The organism is Micromonospora sp. NPDC004551 (genome assembly GCF_040609975.1).
Taxonomy (GTDB): domain Bacteria; phylum Actinomycetota; class Actinomycetes; order Mycobacteriales; family Micromonosporaceae; genus Micromonospora.
In genome coordinates, this window is sequence record NZ_JBEXLM010000025.1 from 1 (window position 1) to 19,541 (window position 19,541).

Annotated in this window: 22 protein-coding genes; 7 read left to right on the forward strand and 15 right to left on the reverse strand. The window is 74.6% G+C overall.

Features of this window, described 5'->3' with window-relative positions:
• Positions 1 to 123: 123 nt before the first annotated feature.
• Positions 124 to 2,658, reverse strand: coding sequence for an ABC transporter permease (locus ABZW14_RS25170; protein ID WP_355350922.1), 2,535 nt, complete (start codon positions 2,656 to 2,658; stop codon positions 124 to 126).
• Positions 2,655 to 3,398: an ABC transporter ATP-binding protein gene (locus ABZW14_RS25175; RefSeq protein ID WP_355350924.1), complete on the reverse strand. Its 744-nt coding sequence runs from the start codon at positions 3,396 to 3,398 to the stop codon at positions 2,655 to 2,657. Before ABZW14_RS25175 ends, ABZW14_RS25170 begins: the two co-directional genes overlap by 4 nt.
• A gap of 102 nt (positions 3,399 to 3,500) precedes the next feature.
• On the opposite strand from ABZW14_RS25175, the gene ABZW14_RS25180 reads away from it, so the two are divergent.
• Entirely contained in the window at positions 3,501 to 4,493 is a 993-nt protein-coding gene (locus ABZW14_RS25180) for a YafY family protein (RefSeq protein WP_355350926.1), read from the forward strand.
• On the opposite strand, the gene ABZW14_RS25185 is transcribed toward ABZW14_RS25180, so the two are convergent.
• Positions 4,484 to 5,398, reverse strand: coding sequence for an SDR family oxidoreductase (locus tag ABZW14_RS25185; protein ID WP_355350928.1), 915 nt, complete (start codon positions 5,396 to 5,398; stop codon positions 4,484 to 4,486). The two genes, ABZW14_RS25180 and ABZW14_RS25185, sit on opposite strands and share 10 nt — an antisense overlap.
• A 76-nt stretch (positions 5,399 to 5,474) precedes the next feature.
• Between ABZW14_RS25185 and ABZW14_RS25190 the strand changes: the two genes are divergently transcribed.
• Entirely contained in the window at positions 5,475 to 6,197 is a 723-nt protein-coding gene (locus ABZW14_RS25190) for a nucleotidyltransferase domain-containing protein (RefSeq protein WP_355351116.1), read from the forward strand.
• A 34-nt stretch (positions 6,198 to 6,231) separates the two neighbouring features.
• On the opposite strand, the gene ABZW14_RS25195 is transcribed toward ABZW14_RS25190, so the two are convergent.
• The 5 genes from ABZW14_RS25195 to ABZW14_RS25215 form a co-directional block, all read right to left on the reverse strand.
• Positions 6,232 to 6,969, reverse strand: coding sequence for an alanyl-tRNA editing protein (locus tag ABZW14_RS25195; RefSeq protein WP_355350930.1), 738 nt, complete (start codon positions 6,967 to 6,969; stop codon positions 6,232 to 6,234).
• Between the two features lie 11 nt (positions 6,970 to 6,980).
• A complete protein-coding gene (locus ABZW14_RS25200) occupies positions 6,981 to 7,868 on the reverse strand; it encodes an alpha/beta hydrolase (protein ID WP_355350932.1) in 888 nt (295 codons plus the stop codon).
• On the reverse strand, positions 7,865 to 8,185 hold the full coding sequence (locus tag ABZW14_RS25205) for a DUF2516 family protein (RefSeq protein WP_355350934.1): 321 nt from the start codon (positions 8,183 to 8,185) through the stop codon (positions 7,865 to 7,867). The genes ABZW14_RS25200 and ABZW14_RS25205 overlap by 4 nt, the downstream gene beginning before the upstream one ends.
• 72 nt (positions 8,186 to 8,257) lie before the next feature.
• Complete coding sequence (locus ABZW14_RS25210) at positions 8,258 to 8,977, reverse strand: hypothetical protein (protein ID WP_355350936.1); 720 nt, start codon at positions 8,975 to 8,977, stop codon at positions 8,258 to 8,260.
• On the reverse strand, positions 8,974 to 9,618 hold the full coding sequence (locus ABZW14_RS25215) for a helix-turn-helix domain-containing protein (protein ID WP_355350938.1): 645 nt from the start codon (positions 9,616 to 9,618) through the stop codon (positions 8,974 to 8,976). The genes ABZW14_RS25210 and ABZW14_RS25215 overlap by 4 nt, the downstream gene beginning before the upstream one ends.
• A 112-nt stretch (positions 9,619 to 9,730) precedes the next feature.
• Between ABZW14_RS25215 and ABZW14_RS25220 the strand changes: the two genes are divergently transcribed.
• Positions 9,731 to 10,528, forward strand: a complete 798-nt coding sequence (locus ABZW14_RS25220; protein WP_355350940.1) for an alpha/beta hydrolase — start codon at positions 9,731 to 9,733, stop codon at positions 10,526 to 10,528.
• 9 nt (positions 10,529 to 10,537) lie between these two features.
• On the opposite strand, the gene ABZW14_RS25225 is transcribed toward ABZW14_RS25220, so the two are convergent.
• From ABZW14_RS25225 to ABZW14_RS25240, 4 genes are all read right to left on the reverse strand, one after another.
• Complete coding sequence (locus tag ABZW14_RS25225; RefSeq protein WP_355350942.1) at positions 10,538 to 11,497, reverse strand: asparaginase; 960 nt, start codon at positions 11,495 to 11,497, stop codon at positions 10,538 to 10,540.
• 94 nt (positions 11,498 to 11,591) lie between these two features.
• Complete coding sequence (locus ABZW14_RS25230) at positions 11,592 to 12,419, reverse strand: 3-keto-5-aminohexanoate cleavage protein (protein WP_355350944.1); 828 nt, start codon at positions 12,417 to 12,419, stop codon at positions 11,592 to 11,594.
• Positions 12,420 to 12,537: 118 nt separating this feature from the next.
• Positions 12,538 to 13,650, reverse strand: a complete 1,113-nt coding sequence (locus ABZW14_RS25235; protein WP_355350946.1) for a folate-binding protein — start codon at positions 13,648 to 13,650, stop codon at positions 12,538 to 12,540.
• Complete coding sequence (locus ABZW14_RS25240; protein ID WP_355350948.1) at positions 13,647 to 14,078, reverse strand: Fur family transcriptional regulator; 432 nt, start codon at positions 14,076 to 14,078, stop codon at positions 13,647 to 13,649. Before ABZW14_RS25240 ends, ABZW14_RS25235 begins: the two co-directional genes overlap by 4 nt.
• 64 nt (positions 14,079 to 14,142) lie before the next feature.
• Here ABZW14_RS25240 and ABZW14_RS25245 point away from each other — a divergent pair, with 64 nt between their 5' ends.
• Positions 14,143 to 14,991, forward strand: coding sequence for an aminotransferase class IV (locus ABZW14_RS25245; RefSeq protein ID WP_355350950.1), 849 nt, complete (start codon positions 14,143 to 14,145; stop codon positions 14,989 to 14,991).
• A 72-nt stretch (positions 14,992 to 15,063) separates the two neighbouring features.
• Here ABZW14_RS25245 and ABZW14_RS25250 read toward each other — a convergent pair whose 3' ends face one another.
• Both ABZW14_RS25250 and mtfM read right to left on the reverse strand, forming a co-directional pair.
• Positions 15,064 to 15,654, reverse strand: coding sequence for an FABP family protein (locus tag ABZW14_RS25250; protein ID WP_355350952.1), 591 nt, complete (start codon positions 15,652 to 15,654; stop codon positions 15,064 to 15,066).
• Positions 15,648 to 15,752: a small membrane protein MtfM gene (mtfM, locus tag ABZW14_RS25255; protein WP_046570768.1), complete on the reverse strand. Its 105-nt coding sequence runs from the start codon at positions 15,750 to 15,752 to the stop codon at positions 15,648 to 15,650. Before mtfM ends, ABZW14_RS25250 begins: the two co-directional genes overlap by 7 nt.
• Before the next feature lie 12 nt (positions 15,753 to 15,764).
• Between mtfM and ABZW14_RS25260 the strand changes: the two genes are divergently transcribed.
• From ABZW14_RS25260 to ABZW14_RS25270, 3 genes are all read left to right on the forward strand, one after another.
• Positions 15,765 to 16,139 carry a DsrE family protein gene (locus tag ABZW14_RS25260; RefSeq protein ID WP_355350954.1) on the forward strand — a complete coding sequence of 125 codons (375 nt, stop codon included), beginning with the start codon at positions 15,765 to 15,767 and terminating at the stop codon, positions 16,137 to 16,139.
• A gap of 85 nt (positions 16,140 to 16,224) precedes the next feature.
• The gene (locus tag ABZW14_RS25265) at positions 16,225 to 16,605 is read left to right on the forward strand and encodes an SCP2 sterol-binding domain-containing protein (RefSeq protein ID WP_355350956.1); all 381 of its coding nucleotides are present in this window, start codon (positions 16,225 to 16,227) and stop codon (positions 16,603 to 16,605) included.
• A complete protein-coding gene (locus ABZW14_RS25270; RefSeq protein ID WP_355350957.1) occupies positions 16,602 to 18,656 on the forward strand; it encodes a glycogen debranching N-terminal domain-containing protein in 2,055 nt (684 codons plus the stop codon). The genes ABZW14_RS25265 and ABZW14_RS25270 overlap by 4 nt, the downstream gene beginning before the upstream one ends.
• Before the next feature lie 9 nt (positions 18,657 to 18,665).
• Here ABZW14_RS25270 and ABZW14_RS25275 read toward each other — a convergent pair whose 3' ends face one another.
• Positions 18,666 to 19,517 (reverse strand): hypothetical protein, encoded by an 852-nt coding sequence (locus ABZW14_RS25275; protein ID WP_355350959.1) that lies wholly within the window; start codon positions 19,515 to 19,517, stop codon positions 18,666 to 18,668.
• Positions 19,518 to 19,541 lie beyond the last annotated feature (24 nt).

Genomic DNA, 19,541 nt, shown 5'->3' on the forward strand with positions numbered 1-19,541 from the left:
TTACCCGTATTTTTTACTGTTTTTCAGCGGTGTGCTCTTCCTTTCTGGGCGCCGTCGTCAGGCGGGGTTGGGTCGCGGCCCGCCCCCCCGCGGGCGGGCCGGCGGTGGCCCGGTAGCAAACCTTCACCGGTCCCCGAGGGCCGGCAGGTCGCGCCGCCGGAGCACGAGCCGGACCGGGAGGGCGCCACCGGCCAGCCCCAGACCGGCGACCCCGGCGAGCAGGACCAGGTACGTCGCAGGCGCCACCACCAGCCGGAACACCCCGTCCTGAGCGACGCTGAACGGGACGACCACCGCGCTGGTGACCGCGACGGCGAGGGCCAGCCCGGCCGTCACCGTGATCAGCGCCTCCCGGTCCACCAGGCGGTGCACCTGCCGGGCGGTCGCGCCCGCCAGCCGCAGGTCCGCGAACTCCCGCCGGCGGGCGGCCGCCGAGATGGCGAACGTGTTCACCACCGCGATCGCGGCGAAGCCCAGCGAGACCACCACGAGCAGCTCCCACGCGCCCTGCTGGTTGCCGTCGTCGGTACGGGTCGCCGCCGCGGTCGGCACCACCCGCAGGTCGGGCCAGCGCTGCCGGACGCGTTCGGCCACCGCGTCGTCGGAGTGCCGCAGGGCGACCATGGTCACCAGGCCGCGCGGATCGTGGGCGGCGACCAGGCCGGCCGGCAGGGTCAGCTCGCCGAACCCGCGATGCCGGGTGTAGCGGGCCGAGAGCCGCAGGACGACCTGTTCCCCGTCGGCGAGCCAGATCGGCACCTCGTCGCCGAGCCGCCAGCCGTACGCGTCGGCCAGGTCGGTGCTGGCCGCGAACGTTCCGTCCCCGGCCAGCGCGCCGGCCTCGACCGCCAGGTCGAGAGCGCCGTCCGCACCGGTGCGCAGCAGGCCCTGCGCGGCGTAGTCCTGGGGCTTGCCGCCCTGCGCGAGCACCACGCGGGTGGGCACGGTCGCCACCGTTCCGGTGACGCCGGGCAGTGCGGCCACCCGTGCCGCGGTGTCGAGCGGCAGGCCGGTCGTGCCGGTCACCAGGGTGGTGGCCCCGGCCAGCCGCGCCGACTGCTGGTCGCCCGCGAGCCGGGCGAGCAACTCGCCGTTGAGCAGCAGCGGCGCGTTGATCGCGAACATCAGCACCAGCGGCACGGCCACGGCCGCGGTGCGGCGGACCTCCGCGCGGGTGGTGGCGGCCGCCAGCCAGCCGGCCGCTCCGGTGCCGGCGCTGAGCCGTCGTGGCACCGCGGCGACCAGGCGGACCAGCAGCGGGCCGAGCGCGGCGACCGCGCAGAGCAGCAGCGCCGACGAGATGAAGGTCATGCCCATGCCGAACGGACCGCCGAGCGGCACGAAGGTCAGCACGGCGACCGCGCCGGCCGCGGCGACCAGGGCGACGGCGGCCCGGGCCGCCATCCCGCCGCGCGGCGCGACGGCGGTCTCGGTGAGCGCCTGGGCCGGCGCGATCCGGACCGCCCGGCGCCCGGCGAATCGCGCGGCGACCAGGGTGACGAGCGCCCCGGCGAAGCCGGCGAGCAAGAGCACCACCGGGTTGACGCGCACGGTGAACTGCGCCGGCACCACCCCGAGGTGCCGGAACCGGGCCGCCACCAGGTGCGCGACGAGCACGCCGAGCGGCAGGCCCGGCAGCGCGGCGACGGCGGCGAGGACCAGGCTCTCCACCCCGAGCAGCCGCCGCAGCTGGCGCGGGGTCGCCCCGATGGTGCGCAGCAGCGCCAGTTCGCGCAGCCGCTGCCGGACCCCGAGCGCCACCGTGCCGGTGAGCACGAAGATCGCGGCGAAGGCGGTGATGCCGATGGTGAAGCCGAAGACGGAGATCGGTCCGATGTAGTCGGGCAGCGCCCCGGGCAGGTCGGCGCGGACCCGGTCCGCCCCGGTCAGCACCGGTGCGTCCCCGGCACGGGCCCGCACCGCCGCGACCAGGGCCGCCCGATCGGCTCCCGGCTGGGCCAGCACCGCGACCGCGGTGGGTCCGGCCAGCCCGGAGACGGTGGCCACCTCACGGTCGGCGAGGAAGAGCGCGCCCTGGGCGGGCAGCGCGTCCCGCCCGGCGGGGGCGGCGATGCCGGCCAGCCGCAGGCTGCGTACGCCCGTGCGGGTGGTGATCCGGACCTCGTCCCCGACGGTGAGGCCGCCCCGGGCGGCGAGGTCGGCGTCCACGACCGCCTCGCCGGCCGCCGGCGGCCGTCCGGCACGCAGCCGGTACGGGGTGAGCGCGGCCGACGACCAGCCGTGGCCGATCACCGGGGCGGCGTCGGCGCCGCGCACCGGACCGGCGGCGGTGGCCAGCTCGACGGGGAAGGCGGCATCCGGGACGACCCGGGCCACCCCGGGCAGCTCGGCCAGCCGGGGCGCGAGGTCGGCGGGAAGGGTCCCCGCACCGCTGAGCCGTTCGGTCTTCGTCTTGGTCTTCGTCTTGGTCTTGCCCTTCTTGTGCTTCTCCCTCGTCGTGGTGAGGGTGACGTCGCGGGCGCCGGAGACCACCGCCGTGGCGGCCTCGAACCGGTCGGCCGGCGGGGTGGCCGTGAGCACCGAGAAGAGCAGCAGGCCGGCCCCGGCCAGCAGTGCCACGGCGAGCAGCGCGGCGAGGAAGGTGCCGAGGTACGCGCCCCGGTGGCGGCGCAGCGTTCCGATCGCGAGGCGGATCATGCGGCCGTCACCGCCGTCATCCGCGCGGCCACCGTCTCCACCGTCGGCTGGGCCAGTTCGCTGACCACCCGGCCGTCCGCGAGGAACACGACCCGGTCGGCCCACGCGGCCGCCGCCGGGTCGTGGGTCACCATCACCACCGCGGTACGCAGGTCGTCCACCGCCTCGCGCAGCAGCGCGAGCACCTCCCGGCCGGCGCCGAGGTCGAGGGCTCCGGTCGGCTCGTCGGCGAAGATCACCTCGGGCCGGGCGGCGAGCGCCCGGGCGAGCGCGACGCGCTGCCGCTGCCCGCCGGAGAGCTGCCCGGGCCGGTCGTCCTCCCGCCCGGCGAGGCCGACCCGGTGCAGCACCTCACGGGCCCACGCGCGGTCCGGCCGGGTGCCGGCGAGCCGCTGCGGCAGGAGCACGTTCTGCCACACCGACAGCGAGTCCATCAGGTTGTACGACTGGAACACGAAACCCACCCGCCGCCGGCGCGCCTGGGTGAGCTTGGGCTCGCGCAGCGTCCCGAGCTCCTGCCCGGCGAGCCGGACCCGGCCGCCGTCCGGCCGGTCCAGCCCGGCGGCGCACTGCAGCAGGGTGGACTTCCCCGACCCGGACGGTCCCATGACCGCGTTGAACGTTCCGGCCGCGAAGGCGACCGTGACACCGGCCAGCGCGGGCGTCCCGCTGCCGCCGGCGTATCTCCGCACCACGTCGACCAGTTCCACGACCGGCCCGTCAGCTCCGTGATTTCGCATGTCCTCAGCCTCGTCACCAGGCGGTCCCGGCAACACACGGCCACCTCGTATCTCCGGGGTGGGGACAGCCCTACCGTGGCGGAGGCGGGGCAGGATGGGCGGGTGCGCGCGTCCCGCCTGATCTCGTTGGTCCTGCTGCTCCAGGCGCGGGAGACGATGACCGCCGCCGAGTTGGCCCGCGAGCTGGAGGTGTCCGAGCGCACGGTCTACCGGGACGTCATGGCGCTCTCCGCTGCCGGGGTGCCGGTGTACGCCGACCGCGGCCGGGCGGGCGGCTACCGCCTGCTCGGCGGCTACCGGACCCGGCTCACCGGGCTGACCCGGGACGAGGCCGAGGCGCTCTTCCTGTCCGGGCTGCCCGGCCCGGCCGGAGAGATGGGGCTGGCCGAGGCGGTGGCGGGCGCCGAGCTCAAGGTGCTCGCCGCGCTGCCGCCGAGCCTGCGGGACGCGCCCGCCCGCACCGGCCAGCGGTTCCACCTGGACGTGCCGGGCTGGTTCCGGGAGTCCGACCCGCCACCGTGGCTGGCCGAGCTGGCCCGGGCGGTCTGGCGGGACCGGCTGGTCGAGCTGCGCTACCGGCGCGGGGACCGGGAGGTGACCCGCGCGGTCGCGCCGTACGGGCTGGTGCTCAAGAACGGCGTCTGGTACCTGGTCGGGCGGGTCGGCGACGGGTGGCGGACGTACCGGGTGGACCGGGTGGTCGGCGTCGAGGTGGCCGGGGAGGGCTTCGAGCGGGACGAGGACTTCGACCTCGGGGCGTACTGGCGGGAGCAGGCCGAGGCCTTCCTGCGGGACATGCTCCGGGCCGAGGTCACCGTGCGGCTGACCCCGGCCGGGTTGCGCGCGTGGCGGCACCTCGCCGACGCCCCGTTCGTCTACGCCGAGGCGGTCGCCGCCTCCGGCCCGCCCGACGGGCAGGGCCGGGTGGTGCTCCGGATGCCCGTCGAGTCGGTCGAGGTGGCGTACGCCCAACTGCTGGCGCTCGGTCCGGAGGTGGAGGTGCTCGACCCGCCCGAGCTGCGTGCCCGCTGCGCCGCGGCGGCTCGCCGCGGCGCAGCGCTCTACGCCGGGGACCCGGACGCCGGTCAGCGGTAACCGGTGTCGTCCGCCGGCTTGCCGGGCCGGACCACCTCCTCGTGGTAGCGCGCCCAGTGCGGGCGGGTGCCGTCGAGGTCGGTGAAGCCGTACACCTGGGCCAGCCCGCCGCTGTCCACGGACTTGCCGTTCCAGCGGGCACGGTCCGGGTCGGCGGCCAGGGCGGCCACCGCGCGCCCGACGAAGGCGGGCGTCTCCGACATGACGAAGTGCGGCTCCGTCGCGGCGCCGTCGCGCCAGGTGGCCTCGGTGACGCCGAAGTGCTCCAGCATCGCCTCCGAGCGGAGCCAGCCGGGGGTGAGCGCCACCGCCGTGGCGCCGTGCGGCGCCAGCTCGTGGGCCTGGCTGAAGGCGAGCCGGTTCACCGACACCTTGGCCAGGTCGTAGAAGACCGAGAGCCGGTACTCGGTGTCGTTGTACTCCTTCGTCCCGTCGCCGATCTCGACCAGCAGGCCGCCCGGGTTGCGGATCAGCAGCGGCAGGGCGAAGTGGCTGGTGATGATGTGGGTGTCGACGGCCAGCCGCAGGGTGCGGAAGCCGGCGTCGAGGGGCTGTTCCCAGACCGGCTTCTCCCAGGTGATCAGCGGGTCGGCGCCCCAGATGTCGTTGACCAGCACGTCGAGGCGGCCCTGCTCGGCGTCGATCCGCGCCACCAGGCGGCGGACCTGCTCGGGGTCGAGGTGGTCGACGGCGACGGCGATGCCGGTGCCGCCGGCCGCGGTCACCAGCTCGGCGGTCTCCTCGATGGTCTCGGGCCGGCCCATCTCGGAGCGGCGTTCGCGGGTGGAGCGGCCGGTGGCGTAGACGGTGGCCCCGGCGGCGCCGAGCTGGACGGCGATCTGCCGCCCGGCGCCCCGGGTCGCGCCGGCGACGAGCGCGATCTTCCCTGTCAACGGTGTCGTCATGGGACCACCGTGGCACCGATACCTGACAGCGGAAGTCCGGTTTCCCGGAAGTTCCGGATCCGCCATCATGGCCGGCATGCACCTGCTGCTCTCCGGGATCGTCGGCTCGGTCGCGTACGGGCTCGCCGGGCCGGACTCGGACGTGGACCGGATCGGCGTCTTCGCCGCGCCCACGGTCGCCTTCCACGGCCTGCACCCGCCGCGGGAGTCGGTGGTGACGACGGACCCGGACGTGACCCTGCACGAGTGCGCGAAGTACGCCCGCCTCGCGCTGAGTGGCAACCCGACCGCGACCGAGCTGATGTGGCTGCCCGAGGAGTGCTACGAGACGCGCACGGAGTTCGGGGAGCGGCTCATCGGCATCCGCTCGGCGTTCCTGAGCGCGCCCCGCGTCCGGGACGCCTACCTCGGCTACGCGAGCCAGCAGTTCCGCAAGCTGACCGCGAGGGACTCCGGCGGCTCCAGGTCGCGGCGCCGCGGCAGACGCGCCGAGCTGGAGTCGTCGCAGGTCGGTGGCCGGCGGCGGTCGGCCAAGCACGCGCGGCACCTGGCCCGGCTGCTGCACCAGGGCCGCGTGCTCTACGCGACCGGCGTGCTGGAGATCCGGCTGGCGGACCCGGAATCGTTCCGGGCGTTCGGCGAACGGGTGGCCGGCGGCGCGCTGGCCGAGGCGGAAGCCCTGGTGGCAACGGCCGAGCAGGACTTCGACCGCATCCACACGCCGCTACCGGAACGCCCGGACGAGGACACCGTGGAGCGGTGGCTGCTCGACGTCCGGGCGGCCCACCTGCCGCGTTGACCGGCGGCCCCGGTCGGCCGACCGGCAGCGCCGCCTAGTCCGCGAGGCGGACCCGTACCCGGCGGTTGGCGCGGCCCTTGCTCTCCACCTTGACCACCTGGACCTTGCCGATCTGCGCCGTGGAGGCGACGTGGGTGCCGCCGTCGGCCTGCACATCCAGCCCGACGATGTCGACGATCCGCACCTCCTGCTCGTCCGGTGGGATCAGGTTGGACTGGGTGCGGATGATGTCCGGCAGCGCCAGCGCCTCCGCCCGGGGCAGCACCCGCACGGCGACCGACCGGTCCGCGGCCACCTCGGCGTTGACCAGGTCCTCGATCCGGGTCTTGAAGTCCGGCGGCACCTCGGGGAGGTTGAAGTCCATCCGGGCCTCGCCCGGTTCCATGTTGCCGCCGGTGACCAGCGCGCCGAAGTCGCGGAACACCACCCCGCAGAGCACGTGCAGGCCGGAGTGGGTGCGCATCAGCATGGTCCGCCGGGTGTCCTCGACGGCGCCGGTGACGGCGGTGCCGACCGGGGGCACAGGGTCACCCTCGGCCGGGACGAGCCAGAGGTCGTCGTTCTTGCGGGTGCCCACGATCCGGGTCTGCACTCCCTGCCAGAGCAGCACCCCGTGGTCCGGCGGCTGCCCGCCGCCGCCCGGGTAGAAGGCCGACCGGTCCAGCACGATGCCCTGCTCGGGATCGGCCGCCAGCACCGTGCACTGCCACTCCCGCAGGGTGGGGTCGGCGAGGTCGAGGCGGTGGGTGCGGCCGTGGTGTGTGACGCCCATGACCGCCGACGTTACCCGTTGAGGAACGCCGAGATCCGCTCCCGCAGGTCGGCGCGTTCCGTCCAGAGGACGCCCGGCCGGTCGTACACGTGCAGGGTGGCCCGGGGCAGCGCGGCGGCCAACTGCTCGGCGACGGCCGCCGGATGCAGGTCGTCGCCCGCGCAGCCGATCACCAGGGCCGGCGCGGTGACCGCGGCGAGCACCCCGGCGTCGCGCAGCGGGGCCTGCTCGGGCAGGCCGGCCAGGCCCGGCGCGAGCCCGTCGCGGAGCAGCTGGTCGAGCCGCTGCCGCAGGTAGGCCCAGCCGGCCGGCGTGTTGCGGACCGAGGGCGGCAGCTCCAGCGACACCACGTCGGCCAGCGCCGAGGCGTCCCCGTCGGCCACCGCGTCGAGCAGGTCGGTGAGCCGGGTGCGGGCCACCTCGCCGCGGGGGGTGTCCAGCACGGCCGGCAGGAAGAAGACCAGCTTGTCGAAGCGTTCCGGGCTCTCGGCGAGCAGGCGGCAGAGCGCGCCGGCGCCGAGGCTGGCCCCGAAGGCCCGGGTGGCACCGCCCAGGTCGGCGACGGCCCGAAGATCACGGGCCAGGTCGAGGTAGCTCCACGGGCCGGGCGGCGAGTCGGAGCGGCCGTGCCCGCGGAACTGGAAGAAGAGCCGCCGGCCGGTGACGCCGCTGCCGAACGGGCGGGTGGTGGCGATGCCGTTGCCCAGCCCGTGCGCGAACACGGTGACCGGGTCACCGGTGCCGGTCACCAGCCGCTCCAGGCGTACGCCGTGCGGGGTGGTGACCAGCTCGGTCTCCGGCTCGGGCAGGGCCGGGCGGCCGGTGCGGGGCGCGCCGGGGCCGGGACCCCAGGCGCGGGGACCTCCATCCGGTGGCGGTGGCCAGCGGAAACCTCTCACCAGGAGCCCCGGCCGTCATGGAGGTCGCGGAGCCCGACCCGGACGTCCAGCAGGTAGATCATCGCCGCGGCGATGCCGACCAGGCCGAAGATGCTCAGCGGGCCGAAGCCGAAGGCCGGCAGCGTCAGCACCAGGCAGACCGCGAGGATGGCGATCCACCCACCCTTGGGCAGCGTGCCGATCGCGGGGAAGGCGTCGGAGCGCTGGGTGATCGCGTGCACCAGCGCCACTCCCTCGATGACCAGGGCGAAGACGAGCAGGATCAGCTCGATCACGTAGCGGACTTCGAACGCGAACAGCGGCGCGGCAATGGCCATGTCGGCAAGCTTATGCCGAGACCCCGGAAACGTCCGACAGGACGGCGTCCGGGGTCTCGGTCCAGCTTCGACTCACTCGGCGGCCGGGCGGGTCCGCTTCGTGGTCTTCGGCAGCTTCGCCGACGGGGTGGCCTTGGTGGCGGTCGCCCTGGTGGCGGTCGCCTTGGTGGCCCGGGTCCGCTTCACGGCGGCGGGCTTGGCCTCGACGGCCTCGGCCACCTCGGCCGGGGTCGGCACCTCGGCCGGCCGGACGGCCGGCGCGGCCGCGGTGGTGACGGCCTCGGTCGCCTCGATGTCGGCGTTCACCGTGTCGGCGGCCTCCAGCACACCGGCGCCGACGACCCGCTCACCGCGGGCGACCAGCTCGGCGTACGCGGCCAGGGCTCGCTCCTGCGCGGCCTGCGCGCCGGCCAGCACGGCGGCGGCGTTGCGGCCGGCGGCCTCGCGCAGCTTGTCCAGGTTGGCGGCCTCGCGGAGCTTCTCGAGGTTGGCGGCCTCGCGGAGCTTCTCCAGGTTGGCGGCCTCGCGCAGCTTGTCGAGGTCCAGGTCGGCCGTGCCGGCCTTCTCCCGCAGCCCGGTCGCGGTCAGGTTGGCGGTCTTCAGCGTCTCGGTCGCCTTCTGGCGCAGCTCGAAGCCGGTGAGGACGGCCCTGCCACCGAGGTCGGCGACGACCCGGGTGCCGAGGCCACCGACCACGGTGGGCAGCTTGCGCAGCTGCTGGAGGGCGAGCTCGCCGGCGCCGGCGGCGGCGTAGACGGGGGCCGGGATTCGGTTGGTCTTCGGCTGGGTCATGACTGCTCCTCTTCGGCCGCACCGGCGGCCTTCCGGACCACCCGACGGGCGGTCTTCTTCTGGGGGACGGCGGTGGTCGGTGCGGGCGCGTGGCCCGCCTCGGTGACGGCGACCGACTCGAGGACCGCCTCGGTCGGGGTGCCGTCCGGCGTCGTGGGGCCGGTTGCGGCCGGCGTGACGGTGGCCGGGGCCTCCGGCGCGGTGGCCGGCTCGGTGGCGCGGGCCTCCGGCGCGGTGGCCGGCTCGGCCGGTGGGGCCGGTTCGGTGGCGGCCTGCGCCGTGGCGGTCGCCTCGGCGAGGCGCGCGTTCTCCCGGCGGAACGTCTCGTAGATCTGGGTGAGCGACTGCTTCTGGGCCATGGTCAGCTCGGGGTCGACGGCGATCGCCGCGAGCACGCCCTGCCCCTCCTTGTCGTCCAGCAGCCCGGCCCGCAGGTACATGGCCGGGGTGGAGACCCGGAGCGCGCTGGCGAGCTGCTGGAGCACCTCGGCGCTCGGCTTGCGCAGGCCGCGCTCGATCTGACTCAGGTACGGGTTGCTGACGCCGGCCTGCTCGGCGAGCTGGCGCAGCGAGATCTTCGCGTTGCGGCGCAGATCGCGAATGAACCCGCCGACGTCGGGAAGGTCCTTGCTGGTGGCCATGACTCCACGCTAACTCGCCCTGCTAGCTGCTGCAAGCAAAATGCTTGCCGGAGTTAGCGAGGTCACGGATAGCCGGTTGCGCGTCCGGTGTCCGGTCCGTACGGTGCCCTCCGTGGCGAAGATCGAAGTCAACGGTGCCCTGCTCACGTACGACGAGGCGGGCAGTGGCAGCCCCGTGGTGCTGCTGCACGCGGGCATCGCCGACCGGCGGATGTGGCGAGGGCAGGTGCCCGTGCTCGCCGCCCGGCACCGCGTGATCGCCGTCGACCTTCGCGGCTACGGCGACTCCGAGCTGCCACCGGCCCCGTTCGCGCACCACGACGACGTGATCGGGCTGCTCGACGCGCTGGGCCTGGCGCAGGCGGCGCTGGTGGGCTGCTCGTTCGGCGGCAAGGTCGCCGTGGACACCGCGCTGGCGTACCCCGAGCGGGTCGCGGCGCTGGCCCTCTTGGGCGCCCCGGTCTCCGGCAACGAGTGGTCCGAGGAGACCGAGCGGCTCTGGGAGGAGCTGGTCGGCGACGTGGACCCGGAGGACTTCGCCGCGACCGCGGCCGGCGAGGTGCGGTTCTGGGTGGTCGGCCCGAGCCGCCAGCCGGCCGACGTCGACCCGGAACTGATCCGGTTCGCCGAGGAGATGGACCGCCGGGCACTCGCCGCCGAGCAGGCGCTCAGCGCGGTCGAGGCCGGCGAGCTGGACCCGCCGGCGATCGACCGGCTGGCCGAGCTGCGGATGCCGGTGCTGGCCGGCGCCGGCGCGGACGACCTGGCCGACATCCGCCGGCTGGCCGACCGGATCGCCGCCGAGGCCCCACAGGGCGCACGACTGCCGGACGTCCCGGACGCGGGCCACCTGCTCCCCCTGGAGCGCCCCGAGCCGGTCAACGCCGCACTGCTCGACTTCCTCCGCTGACCGCCCGGCCTACCAGACCGGGCGGATCGCGCCCACCGGCAGGCCGCCGCCGAGCAGCGGGATCTCGGCGTACTCGGTCAGCACCGGCGCCTCGACGCCGAGCCGGCGCAGCGCCGACACCAGCACCGGCATCCGGGCCCGCCCGGCACCGTCGTCGATCTTGAGAGCCACCGCGCCGACGCCCGGCACCGCCGCCGCGATCACGCCCTCCGCGCCGACCTTGGCCAGCAGCCCGGGTACGCCGCGCATCAGCCGCGTGTCGTCGGCCTGGGTGCCGCCCACCAGCTCCGGGTACGTCCGCATCGCGTCGGCCACGGTCCGCTCGACGGTGCCCGGCTCGGCCGAGACCAGCCGCAGGAAGGCCCGCGCCAGCCCGGTCAGCGAGACGGCGAGCACCGGCGCGCCGCAACCGTCCACCCCGACGGCCGCGGCCGTCTCCCCGGTGAACTCCTCGATGGCGGCGGTGAGCCGCTGCTGGAGCGGATGCTCCGGACGCCAGTAGCCGTCCAGCGGCCAACCGGCCGCCAGGCAGGTGAGCAGCATGCCGGTGTGCTTGCCGGAGCAGTTCATCAGGATGCGGGACGGGCCGCCACCGGCGCGCAGCACCGCCTCGCGGGCCGCCTCGCCGACCGGCAGGTCCGGCGGGCAGTGCAGCGCCTCCTCGGTCAGGCCGGCGCCCCGCAGCAGGGCGCGGACCCGTTCGACGTGGAACTCCTCACCGGCGTGACTCGCCGAGACCAGCGCCACGTCGGCCGGGTCGGTCAGCGGCAGACCGGCCCGGAGCATCCCGATCGCCTGCATCGGCTTGTTGGACGACCGGGGGAAGACCGGCGAGGTGGCGTCACCCGCACCGGACACCGGCGCGCCGGCGGCGTCGAGCACCGCCACGGACCCACGGTGGACACCCTCCACGAACCCGGACCGGACCACCTCGGCGAGCGGCACGCCGCCCTCGTACGTCTTTCCCACGAGGTGGACGGTACCGACGGGCTCGGCCGGCCCGGCACCGGGGTGACCAGGGACGTCGGCCGCAGGCGTACAGGGGTGGCGGGCGGGCCGTCGCTTACAGGCCGAGCAGCGCCCGGGCCTCGGTGGTGGTCAGCGGCGGCCGCTGGGCGAGCTGGGCGAAGCCGACCGCGCGGGCGACCAGCTGCATGTTGGACTCGACCGGCCGGCCCTTGGCGTAGGTGACCGTGTCCTCCATGCCGACCCGGAGGTGACCACCGGCCGAGAGCGAGGCCAGCATCACGGGGATCGTGCTGCGGCCGATGCCGGTCGCCGAGAAGGTGGTGCCCTCGGGCAGGTCGCGCAGCATCTGCTGGGCGGCCACCAGGGTGGCCGTGGTGCCCGGCATGCCGCCCGGCACCCCCATCACGAAGTCGACGTGCACGTGCCCGCCGTGCGGCAGGCCGTACTTGCCGAGCAGGCGCTGGAGCGCGGTGAGGTGGCCGAGGTCGAAGATCTCGTACTCGGGGACGACGCCCCGCTCCTGCATCCGGGTGTGCAGGTCGACGATGAACTCCCAGCGGTTGAGGAACACGTCGTCGCCGAAGTTGACCGTGCCCATGGTGCAGGAGGCCATGTCCGGCCCCGCGTTCAGCACGGCCAGCCGGTCGGCCTCCGGGTCGGTCACCGCGCCGCCGGAGGAGAGCTGCACGATGAGGTCGGTGCTCTGCCGCAGCGCCGCCACGGTCTCCCGCAGCCGGCCCTGGTCGAGGGTGGGCTTCGCCTCGTCGTCACGGATGTGGACGTGGATCACGGCGGCGCCGAGCGCCTCGCACTCCTTGGCGGTCAGCAGCAGCTCGTCGAGGGTCACCGGCAGCGCCGGCACCTCCGCCTTGGCCGACTCCGCGCCGGTGGGGGCAACCGTGATCAACGTCCCTGTGGTCATGCCCGGATCCTAGACCGCCGGCCGCCCTCCGGTCGACAGCCGGAATGCAGCAGAATCCGGCGTACTCGCCACTGGATGCGGAAAATCTTCCGCTTCATGGCCGCCGGGACGGCATCCCTTACGCCGGATCGATGGCGGCGGCCGTCTCCCCCACCATCAGCCGGGCGTCGTCGGCCACGTTCCGCTTGACCACGGCGAGGGCGACCTGACCCAGCTCGAAGTGGTGCACGGCGGTGCCGACGAAACCCACCGCCCGGCCGTCCAGCGTCACCGGCGTGCCGACGGCCGGCGGCTGGTCGGTGGTCACGCCGTCCAGGTGCAGCAGGACGAGCCGGCGGGGCGGCTTGCCCATGTTGTGCACCCGGGCCACCGTCTCCTGACCCCGGTAGCAGCCCTTGTCCAGATGCACGGCCGGGCCGATCAGGCCCACCTCGGCGGGAATCGTCCGGTGGTCGGTGTCCACGCCGGCCCGGGCCAGCCGGGCGGCCACCCGCACCGCCTCGTACGCCCACAGCCCGGCCACCGGCACGCCGGCGCCGCGCAGCTCGTCGACCACCTGGGCCATGGCCGGGCGAGGCACCAGCAGGTCGACGCCCAGCGCCACCCGCCGGGCCCAGCCGCCGACGGGCAGCGGCTTCACGTCGTACACGACGGAGGGCCGGGGCGGCAGCTCGCCGGCGCGGAACTTCGGGCCCGGCACCGCGACCACGTCGGGCGCGGCCAGCCCGGTGACCCCCAGGGTGCCGAGCGCATCGGCGGCCTCCGGCCCGACCAGCGAGAGCAGCGCGTGATCGGCCGTGACGTCGCGCGGGTCGACCTTGCTGAAGAACCGCATCTTCTCCAGGTAGGACAGGAGGCCCTCGGTCATCCCGGGCTCGGTGTCCAGCCAGGTGGTCTCGCCGTCCTCGGCGACCAGGGCGTGCTGCTCGACGTGCCCGTGCGGGGAGAGCACCAGCAGCTCGGTGCCCTGCCACGGGCGCAGCGCGGCCAGGTGCTGGCTGGTCAGCGTGTGCAGCCAGGTCATCCGCTCCTCGCCGGGAACCGCGATGACGCCCCGGTGCGAGCGGTCGACCAGGCCGACGCCGGTGGACAGGGTGCGCTGCTCGCGCATCGGGTCGCCGTAGTGGGCGGCCACCGGGCCGACCCCGGCCGCCCGGTGGGCCGGCTCGGGCTGCTCCCGGGTCTCCTCGTCGATGGCCTCGGCGGTCACCGCGCCCGCGATGTCGATCATTTACGTTCCCCGTCCTCGCACTGGCCGCAGACGCCGAACAGCGCCACGTGCCCGATGTCGACCTGGAATCCCCGCTGCGCGGCCAGCTGGTCGGCCAGCGGCCGGAGCAGCTCGGGGTCGATCTCGTCGATCGCGCCGCACTCCCGGCACACCAGGTGGACGTGCTGGTGCTCACCGGCCGCGTGATAGGTCGGCGAGCCGTGCGACAGGTGGGTGTGTGTCACCAGACCGAGGCGTTCCAGCAGCTCCAACGTGCGGTAGATGGTGGTGATGTTGACACCGGCGGCCACCTCGCGCACCGCCGTGTGCACCTGCTCCGGCGTGGCATGCCCCAGATCCAGGACGGCCTGGAGGACCAGCTGCCGCTGCGCCGTCAGCCGCAGCCCACGGGAGCGGAGCAGTTCCGCGAGGGAGGATCCGGACACCATCCGATCATAGTTCGGCCGCCGCGCCGGTCCGGCCACCGGCGACGTACGCCACTACGCTGCGCTCGTGGTGGCGACGCGGGTGGCCGTGCCGGGCCGGGGTGTCGTACCGGCCGGTGAGGCGGTGCTGCGCGGCGACGACCGGGGCGTGCTGCACGGGGACGGCCTCTTCGAGACCCTGCACCTGCGCGGCGGGCAGCCCTGGCTGCGCGACGAGCACCTGGCCCGGCTGCGGGCCGGCGCGGCGGCCGTCGGGCTGACCCTGCCGTCCACCGGCGTGCTGGTCGAGCTGCTGGACACCGTTCGGGCGGGCTGGCCGCCGGAGGTCGAGGGCGCGCTGCGGCTGGTCTGCACCCGGGGGCCGGAGGGCGGCGGGCCGCCGACCGTCTACGCCACGCTGGGCGAGGTGCCGGCCGCCGCGCGGCGGGCCCGGCGGGACGGGGTGACGGTCGCCACCCTGCCGCTCGGGGTGGCCGCTCGGTCCCGCCCCGAGCTGGGCTGGCTCCCGGCCGGCGTGAAGTCGACCTCGTACGCGCTGAGCACCGCGGCCCGCCGCTGGGCCGAGCGGGCCGGCGTGGACGACGTGCTCTGGGTCTCCACCGACGGCTACGTGCTGGAGGCGCCCACCGCGAACGTCGTCTGGCTGAGCGGGACGGTGCTGTGCACGGTGCCGGCGGCGGAGACCGGTGTGCTGCCCGGGGTGACCGCCCGCTGGCTCCTCGACCACGCGGTCGAGCTGGGCCTGCGGGCCGAGGAACGTCTGATCACCCCCGCCGACCTGCACGGGGCCGACGCCATCTGGCTCACGTCATCCCTCCGCGGCCTGGCAGAGGTGCACACCCTGGACAGAACCCCCCGCCCGAGCTCCCCCCTGACCACCCCCCTCCTCACCCTCCTGGGCTTCGAGGCGCGTTGATCAAGAAGTTTGCGTCCGCCGGAGCCGGATTCCTGACGCAAACTTCTTGATCAACAGGGGAAGGGGTGGGGGTCAGCCGGCTACGCGGGTCAGGCGGGCGGACAGGTGGGGGCTCAGGGGGTGGCCCACCGCGGCCATTTCCTGGGCGTAGAGGAGGGCGCCCTCCACGATGCCGAAGAGGCGGGCGCCGGCCGTGACCTCCTTCGCCGTGGCCGTGCGGACCACCGCGTCGGTGGCGAACTCGATCTGGGTGCCCTTGCGCTTGCCGATGTGCAGCTCCATCACGCCGGTGGGCGTGGTCATGAGCGCTTCCAGCTCGTCGGTGACCCGGTCGCCGTCCATGACCGGACGCCACCAGCCCACCTCGCGGCCGGCCGGGCGGACCGGGCGGCTCTGCTCGTCGAGGATCCAGGCGCGCGACTCGTAGAACAGGAACGGCCGGCCGTCGTGGCTGATCCGGATCTCCTGGGCGAAGTCGAAGTCCTCGATGGTGGGGAATCCGCCGCGCCCGCGCCCGCGCCACACCCCGATGTACGGCAGCAGGCCGTCCAGGCTCCGGTGCAGCTTCGGGCCGACGCGCAGGTCGTGGCTCTCCTCGTACGGGTACGGCTCGACCGGCGGCGCGTTCAGCCACGGCGGCTGAAGCGGGTTCTCACTCACCATTTTCCTCTCGAGATGCGAACAGCGAGGTAGACCAGGCCACCGGCGAGCGCGCCCAGGCCGGCGACGAGCAGGCTGACGAACCCGATCTCGGTAACCATCCCGGTCATCCTATGCTGGGCGCCATGGCCCGCACTCTCGTCGTCAAGGCCACCGCCGGCGCGGACGCTCCGGAGCGCTGCGCGCAGGCCTTCACCGTCGCCGCCACCGCGGCGGCCGCCGGGGTGGACGTGTCGCTCTGGCTCACCGGGGAGTCCACCTGGTTCGCGCTGCCCGGGCGCGCGCAGGACTTCGAGCTGCCGCACTCCGCGCCGCTGGCCGAGCTGCTGCACGTGATCCTGACGACTGGCAAGGTGACCGCCTGCACCCAGTGCGCGGCCCGCCGCGACATCGGCCAGGGCGACGTCATCCCCGGCGTACGGATCGCCGGGGCGGCGGTCTTCGTCGAGGAGGCGATGGCCGAGGGCGCCCAGGCCCTGGTCTACTGACCCACGCGGCATCAGAGGGAATGTCCGTTCCACGTGGACTGGCGATCCTCGCCCGACATGTCCGGGTGCTGCCTACGATCCTCATGTGGGTGAGGCGACCGAGCGGTTCTTCGCATCCCTGCCGGCGCGTGCCCCGGCGGTGCTGCGCGGGCCCACCACTGGCCGCCTCCAACTGGACCTGACCACGGGCAACCGCACCGAGCACTGGTACCTGGAGATCGCGCCGGGGACCGTCCGGGTGTCCCGGGAGCAACTGCCGGCCGACGCCGTCTTCACGCTCAGCGCCGACCTGTTCGAGGAGCTGGTCACGGGGCGGGAGGCCGGCATGGCGGCGGTGCTGCGCAACGAGGCCACGTTCAGCGGCAACGTGGTGCTCTTCCTGGCGTTCCGCCGGTTCTTCCCCGATCCGCCGGGCGTCCGGGACCCCCGTGAGACCGCCCGCGAACACGTCCGGCGGTCACGATGAAGGAGCGCGTCAGCATCCTGGACGGCAACACCTTCCTGGTCTGCGACCGGCGCGGCGACATCGAGCCGTCGTTCGACTTCCCCACCGGGCTCTTCTCCTTCGACACCCGCTTCATCTCGACCTGGCTGCTCACCCTCAACGGGGAGCGGCTGCACGCGCTGTCGATCGACAGCTCGCTGTCGTACCGGACCCGGTTCTTCCTGGTCCCCGGGGAGCCGACGCACTACCTGGACGCCAAGGTCTCGGTGATCCGCAGCCGGTCGATCGGCGGCAGCTTCGACGAGGAGCTGACCCTGCTCAACCACTCCGGGCAGGAGGTGGAGTTCACCCTCCGGCTGGACATCGGCTCCGACTTCGCCGACCTGTTCGAGATCAAGCACCAGCGGCAGAAGAAGGGGCGCACCACGCCCACGGTCGGCGAGAACCAGCTGCGACTCACCTACCGGCGGGAGGGGTTCCACCGGGAGGCGGTGGTGACCAGCACCGCGCCCGCCGAGGCCGACCGGGAGGGGCTGACCTTCCGGATCCGGGTCGGGCCGCACGGCGAGTGGACCACCAGCCTGCACGTGGCGACGAAGATCTTCGGGGCCCGCGGGGAGGACATCCGGTCCACCCTGCCGCTCGGCGGGCAGCGCTCGGTGGCGGCCATCCACGCCGAGCAGAACGCCCTGATCGAGCGGGCTCCGAAGCTCGGCTGCGACTGCGAGCCGCTGGCCGGGGCGTACCGGCGCAGCCTCAACGACCTGGCCGCCCTCCGGTACGAGTCGATCGCTCTGGGCGTGCGGCTGCTCGCCGCCGGCCTGCCCTGGTTCATGACCCTGTTCGGGCGGGACAGCATCTTCACCTCGCTCCAGGTGCTGCCGTTCCTTCCGGAACTGGTGACGCCGACCATCCTCATGCTGGGCGGACTTCAGGGCAGCCGGATCGACGACTTCCGGGACGAGGAGCCCGGCAAGATCCTGCACGAGCTGCGCTACGGCGAGACCGCCGGCTTCGAGGAGCAGCCGCACTCGCCGTACTTCGGCTCGGCCGACACCACGGCGCTCTTCGTGATCCTGCTCGACGAGTACGAGCGGTGGACCGGGGACGCGAAGCTGGTCAAGATGTTGGAGCACGAGACCCGCGCGGCGCTGGCCTGGCTCGACACGTACGGGGACCTGCTCGGCACGGGCTACGTCTGGTACATGACCCGCAACCCGGAGACCGGCCTCCAGAACCAGTGCTGGAAGGACTCCTGGGACTCGATCTCCTACTCCGACGGCCGGCTGCCGTCCTTCCCCCGGGCCACCTGCGAACTCCAGGGCTACGCGTACGACGCGAAGCTGCGCGGCGCCCGGCTGGCCCGCACCCACTGGAACGACCCGGCGTACGCGGACCGGCTGGAGCGCGAGGCGGCCGAGCTGAAGGAGCGGTTCAACCGGGACTTCTGGATCCCGGAGCGGGAGTACTACGCGCTGGCCCTCGACCCGGAGGGCCGGCACGTGGACGCACTCTCCTCGAACATCGGTCACCTGCTGTGGAGCGGCATCGTCGACGAGTCCCGCGCGGCCACCGTCGCCGGGCACCTGCTCGGGCCGCGGCTCTTCTCCGGCTGGGGCGTGCGCACCCTCGCCGACGACCAGAGCCGCTACAACCCGGTCGGCTACCACGTCGGCACGGTATGGCCGTTCGACAACTCGATCATCGCCTGGGGCCTGTGGAAGTACGGCTTCCGGGAGGAGGCGGGCAAGATCTGCGAGGCGATGCTGAGCGCGTCCCGCTTCTTCGACGGGCGGCTCCCCGAGGCGTTCGCCGGCTACGAACGGGATCTCACCGACTACCCGGTGGAATATCCCACCGCGTGCAGCCCGCAGGCCTGGTCGGCCGGCACCCCGCTGCTGCTCCTGCGGGTCATGCTCGGCCTGGAGCCGCAGGGCGAGCACCTCATCATCGATCCGGCCGTGCCGGAGGGGATGGGCCGCGTGGAGCTGCTGGACATCCCCGGCCGGTGGGGCCGGGTGGACGCCCTGGGTCGCAGCCGCGGTCCGCGCGACCAGCGCCACGGGCGCTGACCGGTCGCGTCAGGCAGGACAGGGGGTGGTGACCGCCACCCGGATCAGGTCGTCGACCCGCTCGGCCAGCACGGCCGGATCGCCGGACCGGGCGTAGACGTCGGCAGTGTCGCGTACCGGCGGGGCGCCGGCGCCGAACGCGGCCGCCAGCGACGCCTGGCCCACGCCGGCGGTCTCCGCCCGCGCCGTGCGGGCCGTGTCGCCGCCGGGGCAGGGCGCCACGAGCACCTGGACCGGCCCGGCCGCGCCACCCCAGCCACGCAGGGCCCGGCGGGCCTCCTCGGCCTCGTCTCCGGCGGCGGCCGTCGGGGGCCGGTAGCCCGCGCCCTCCGGCCGGCAGCCGGTTCTTGCGGTGAACAGCACCCGGCCGGGCCCGCCGGCCCGGCCCTCGACCGCGACGAACTCGCCGGCGTCGGCGCGCAGCCGCGGCTCGCCGTCGAACGCCGAGACGCCCGCCCGCCAGTCCGCCGGCAGCCGGTCGGCCACCCGCTGGAGCAGCTCGCGGACGTCGTCACCGGCCAGGACGACCTCCACACCCCGCTCCAGCTCGACGCCGTCGTCCAGCGGGGTGACCCGGCAGCCTCGCTCGACCCGGGCCGGCAGGACGGCGGGCACGCCGTCGCGCCCGACCGCGGCGGTCAGCCGGCCGACCGCCCGGTCCACCACGGGACCGGCCTGGTCCAGCGAGCGCTGCTCCTTCACGGTCGGCGGGTCGTGCCGCACCGACCACCAGGTCAGCCCGGCGAGCAGCAGGGCCCACGCCACCGTGGCGGCCACCAGCCAGCGCAGCCGGCGCCGGCCGGATTCCGGCTGGTCGGGACGGGTCGGCGGGGCGTATCCCGCGTGGACGGCACCACTCACCTGGCCATGGTGTCACGCCGGGAC

Bases quoted from the DNA above. Each gene is read 5' to 3' on its own strand.
- ABZW14_RS25170 (WP_355350922.1), bottom strand. From the start codon at position 2,658: ATGATCCGCCTCGCGATCGGAACGCTGCGCCGCCACCGGGGCGCGTAC.
- ABZW14_RS25175 (WP_355350924.1), bottom strand. From the start codon at position 3,398: ATGCGAAATCACGGAGCTGACGGGCCGGTCGTGGAACTGGTCGACGTG.
- ABZW14_RS25185 (WP_355350928.1), bottom strand. From the start codon at position 5,398: ATGACGACACCGTTGACAGGGAAGATCGCGCTCGTCGCCGGCGCGACC.
- ABZW14_RS25190 (WP_355351116.1), top strand. From the start codon at position 5,475: ATGCACCTGCTGCTCTCCGGGATCGTCGGCTCGGTCGCGTACGGGCTC.
- ABZW14_RS25195 (WP_355350930.1), bottom strand. From the start codon at position 6,969: ATGGGCGTCACACACCACGGCCGCACCCACCGCCTCGACCTCGCCGAC.
- ABZW14_RS25205 (WP_355350934.1), bottom strand. From the start codon at position 8,185: ATGGCCATTGCCGCGCCGCTGTTCGCGTTCGAAGTCCGCTACGTGATC.
- ABZW14_RS25210 (WP_355350936.1), bottom strand. From the start codon at position 8,977: ATGACCCAGCCGAAGACCAACCGAATCCCGGCCCCCGTCTACGCCGCC.
- ABZW14_RS25215 (WP_355350938.1), bottom strand. From the start codon at position 9,618: ATGGCCACCAGCAAGGACCTTCCCGACGTCGGCGGGTTCATTCGCGAT.
- ABZW14_RS25230 (WP_355350944.1), bottom strand. From the start codon at position 12,419: ATGACCACAGGGACGTTGATCACGGTTGCCCCCACCGGCGCGGAGTCG.
- ABZW14_RS25235 (WP_355350946.1), bottom strand. From the start codon at position 13,650: ATGATCGACATCGCGGGCGCGGTGACCGCCGAGGCCATCGACGAGGAG.
- ABZW14_RS25240 (WP_355350948.1), bottom strand. From the start codon at position 14,078: ATGGTGTCCGGATCCTCCCTCGCGGAACTGCTCCGCTCCCGTGGGCTG.
- ABZW14_RS25250 (WP_355350952.1), bottom strand. From the start codon at position 15,654: ATGGTGAGTGAGAACCCGCTTCAGCCGCCGTGGCTGAACGCGCCGCCG.
- mtfM (WP_046570768.1), bottom strand. From the start codon at position 15,752: ATGGTTACCGAGATCGGGTTCGTCAGCCTGCTCGTCGCCGGCCTGGGC.
- ABZW14_RS25260 (WP_355350954.1), top strand. From the start codon at position 15,765: ATGCTGGGCGCCATGGCCCGCACTCTCGTCGTCAAGGCCACCGCCGGC.
- ABZW14_RS25270 (WP_355350957.1), top strand. From the start codon at position 16,602: ATGAAGGAGCGCGTCAGCATCCTGGACGGCAACACCTTCCTGGTCTGC.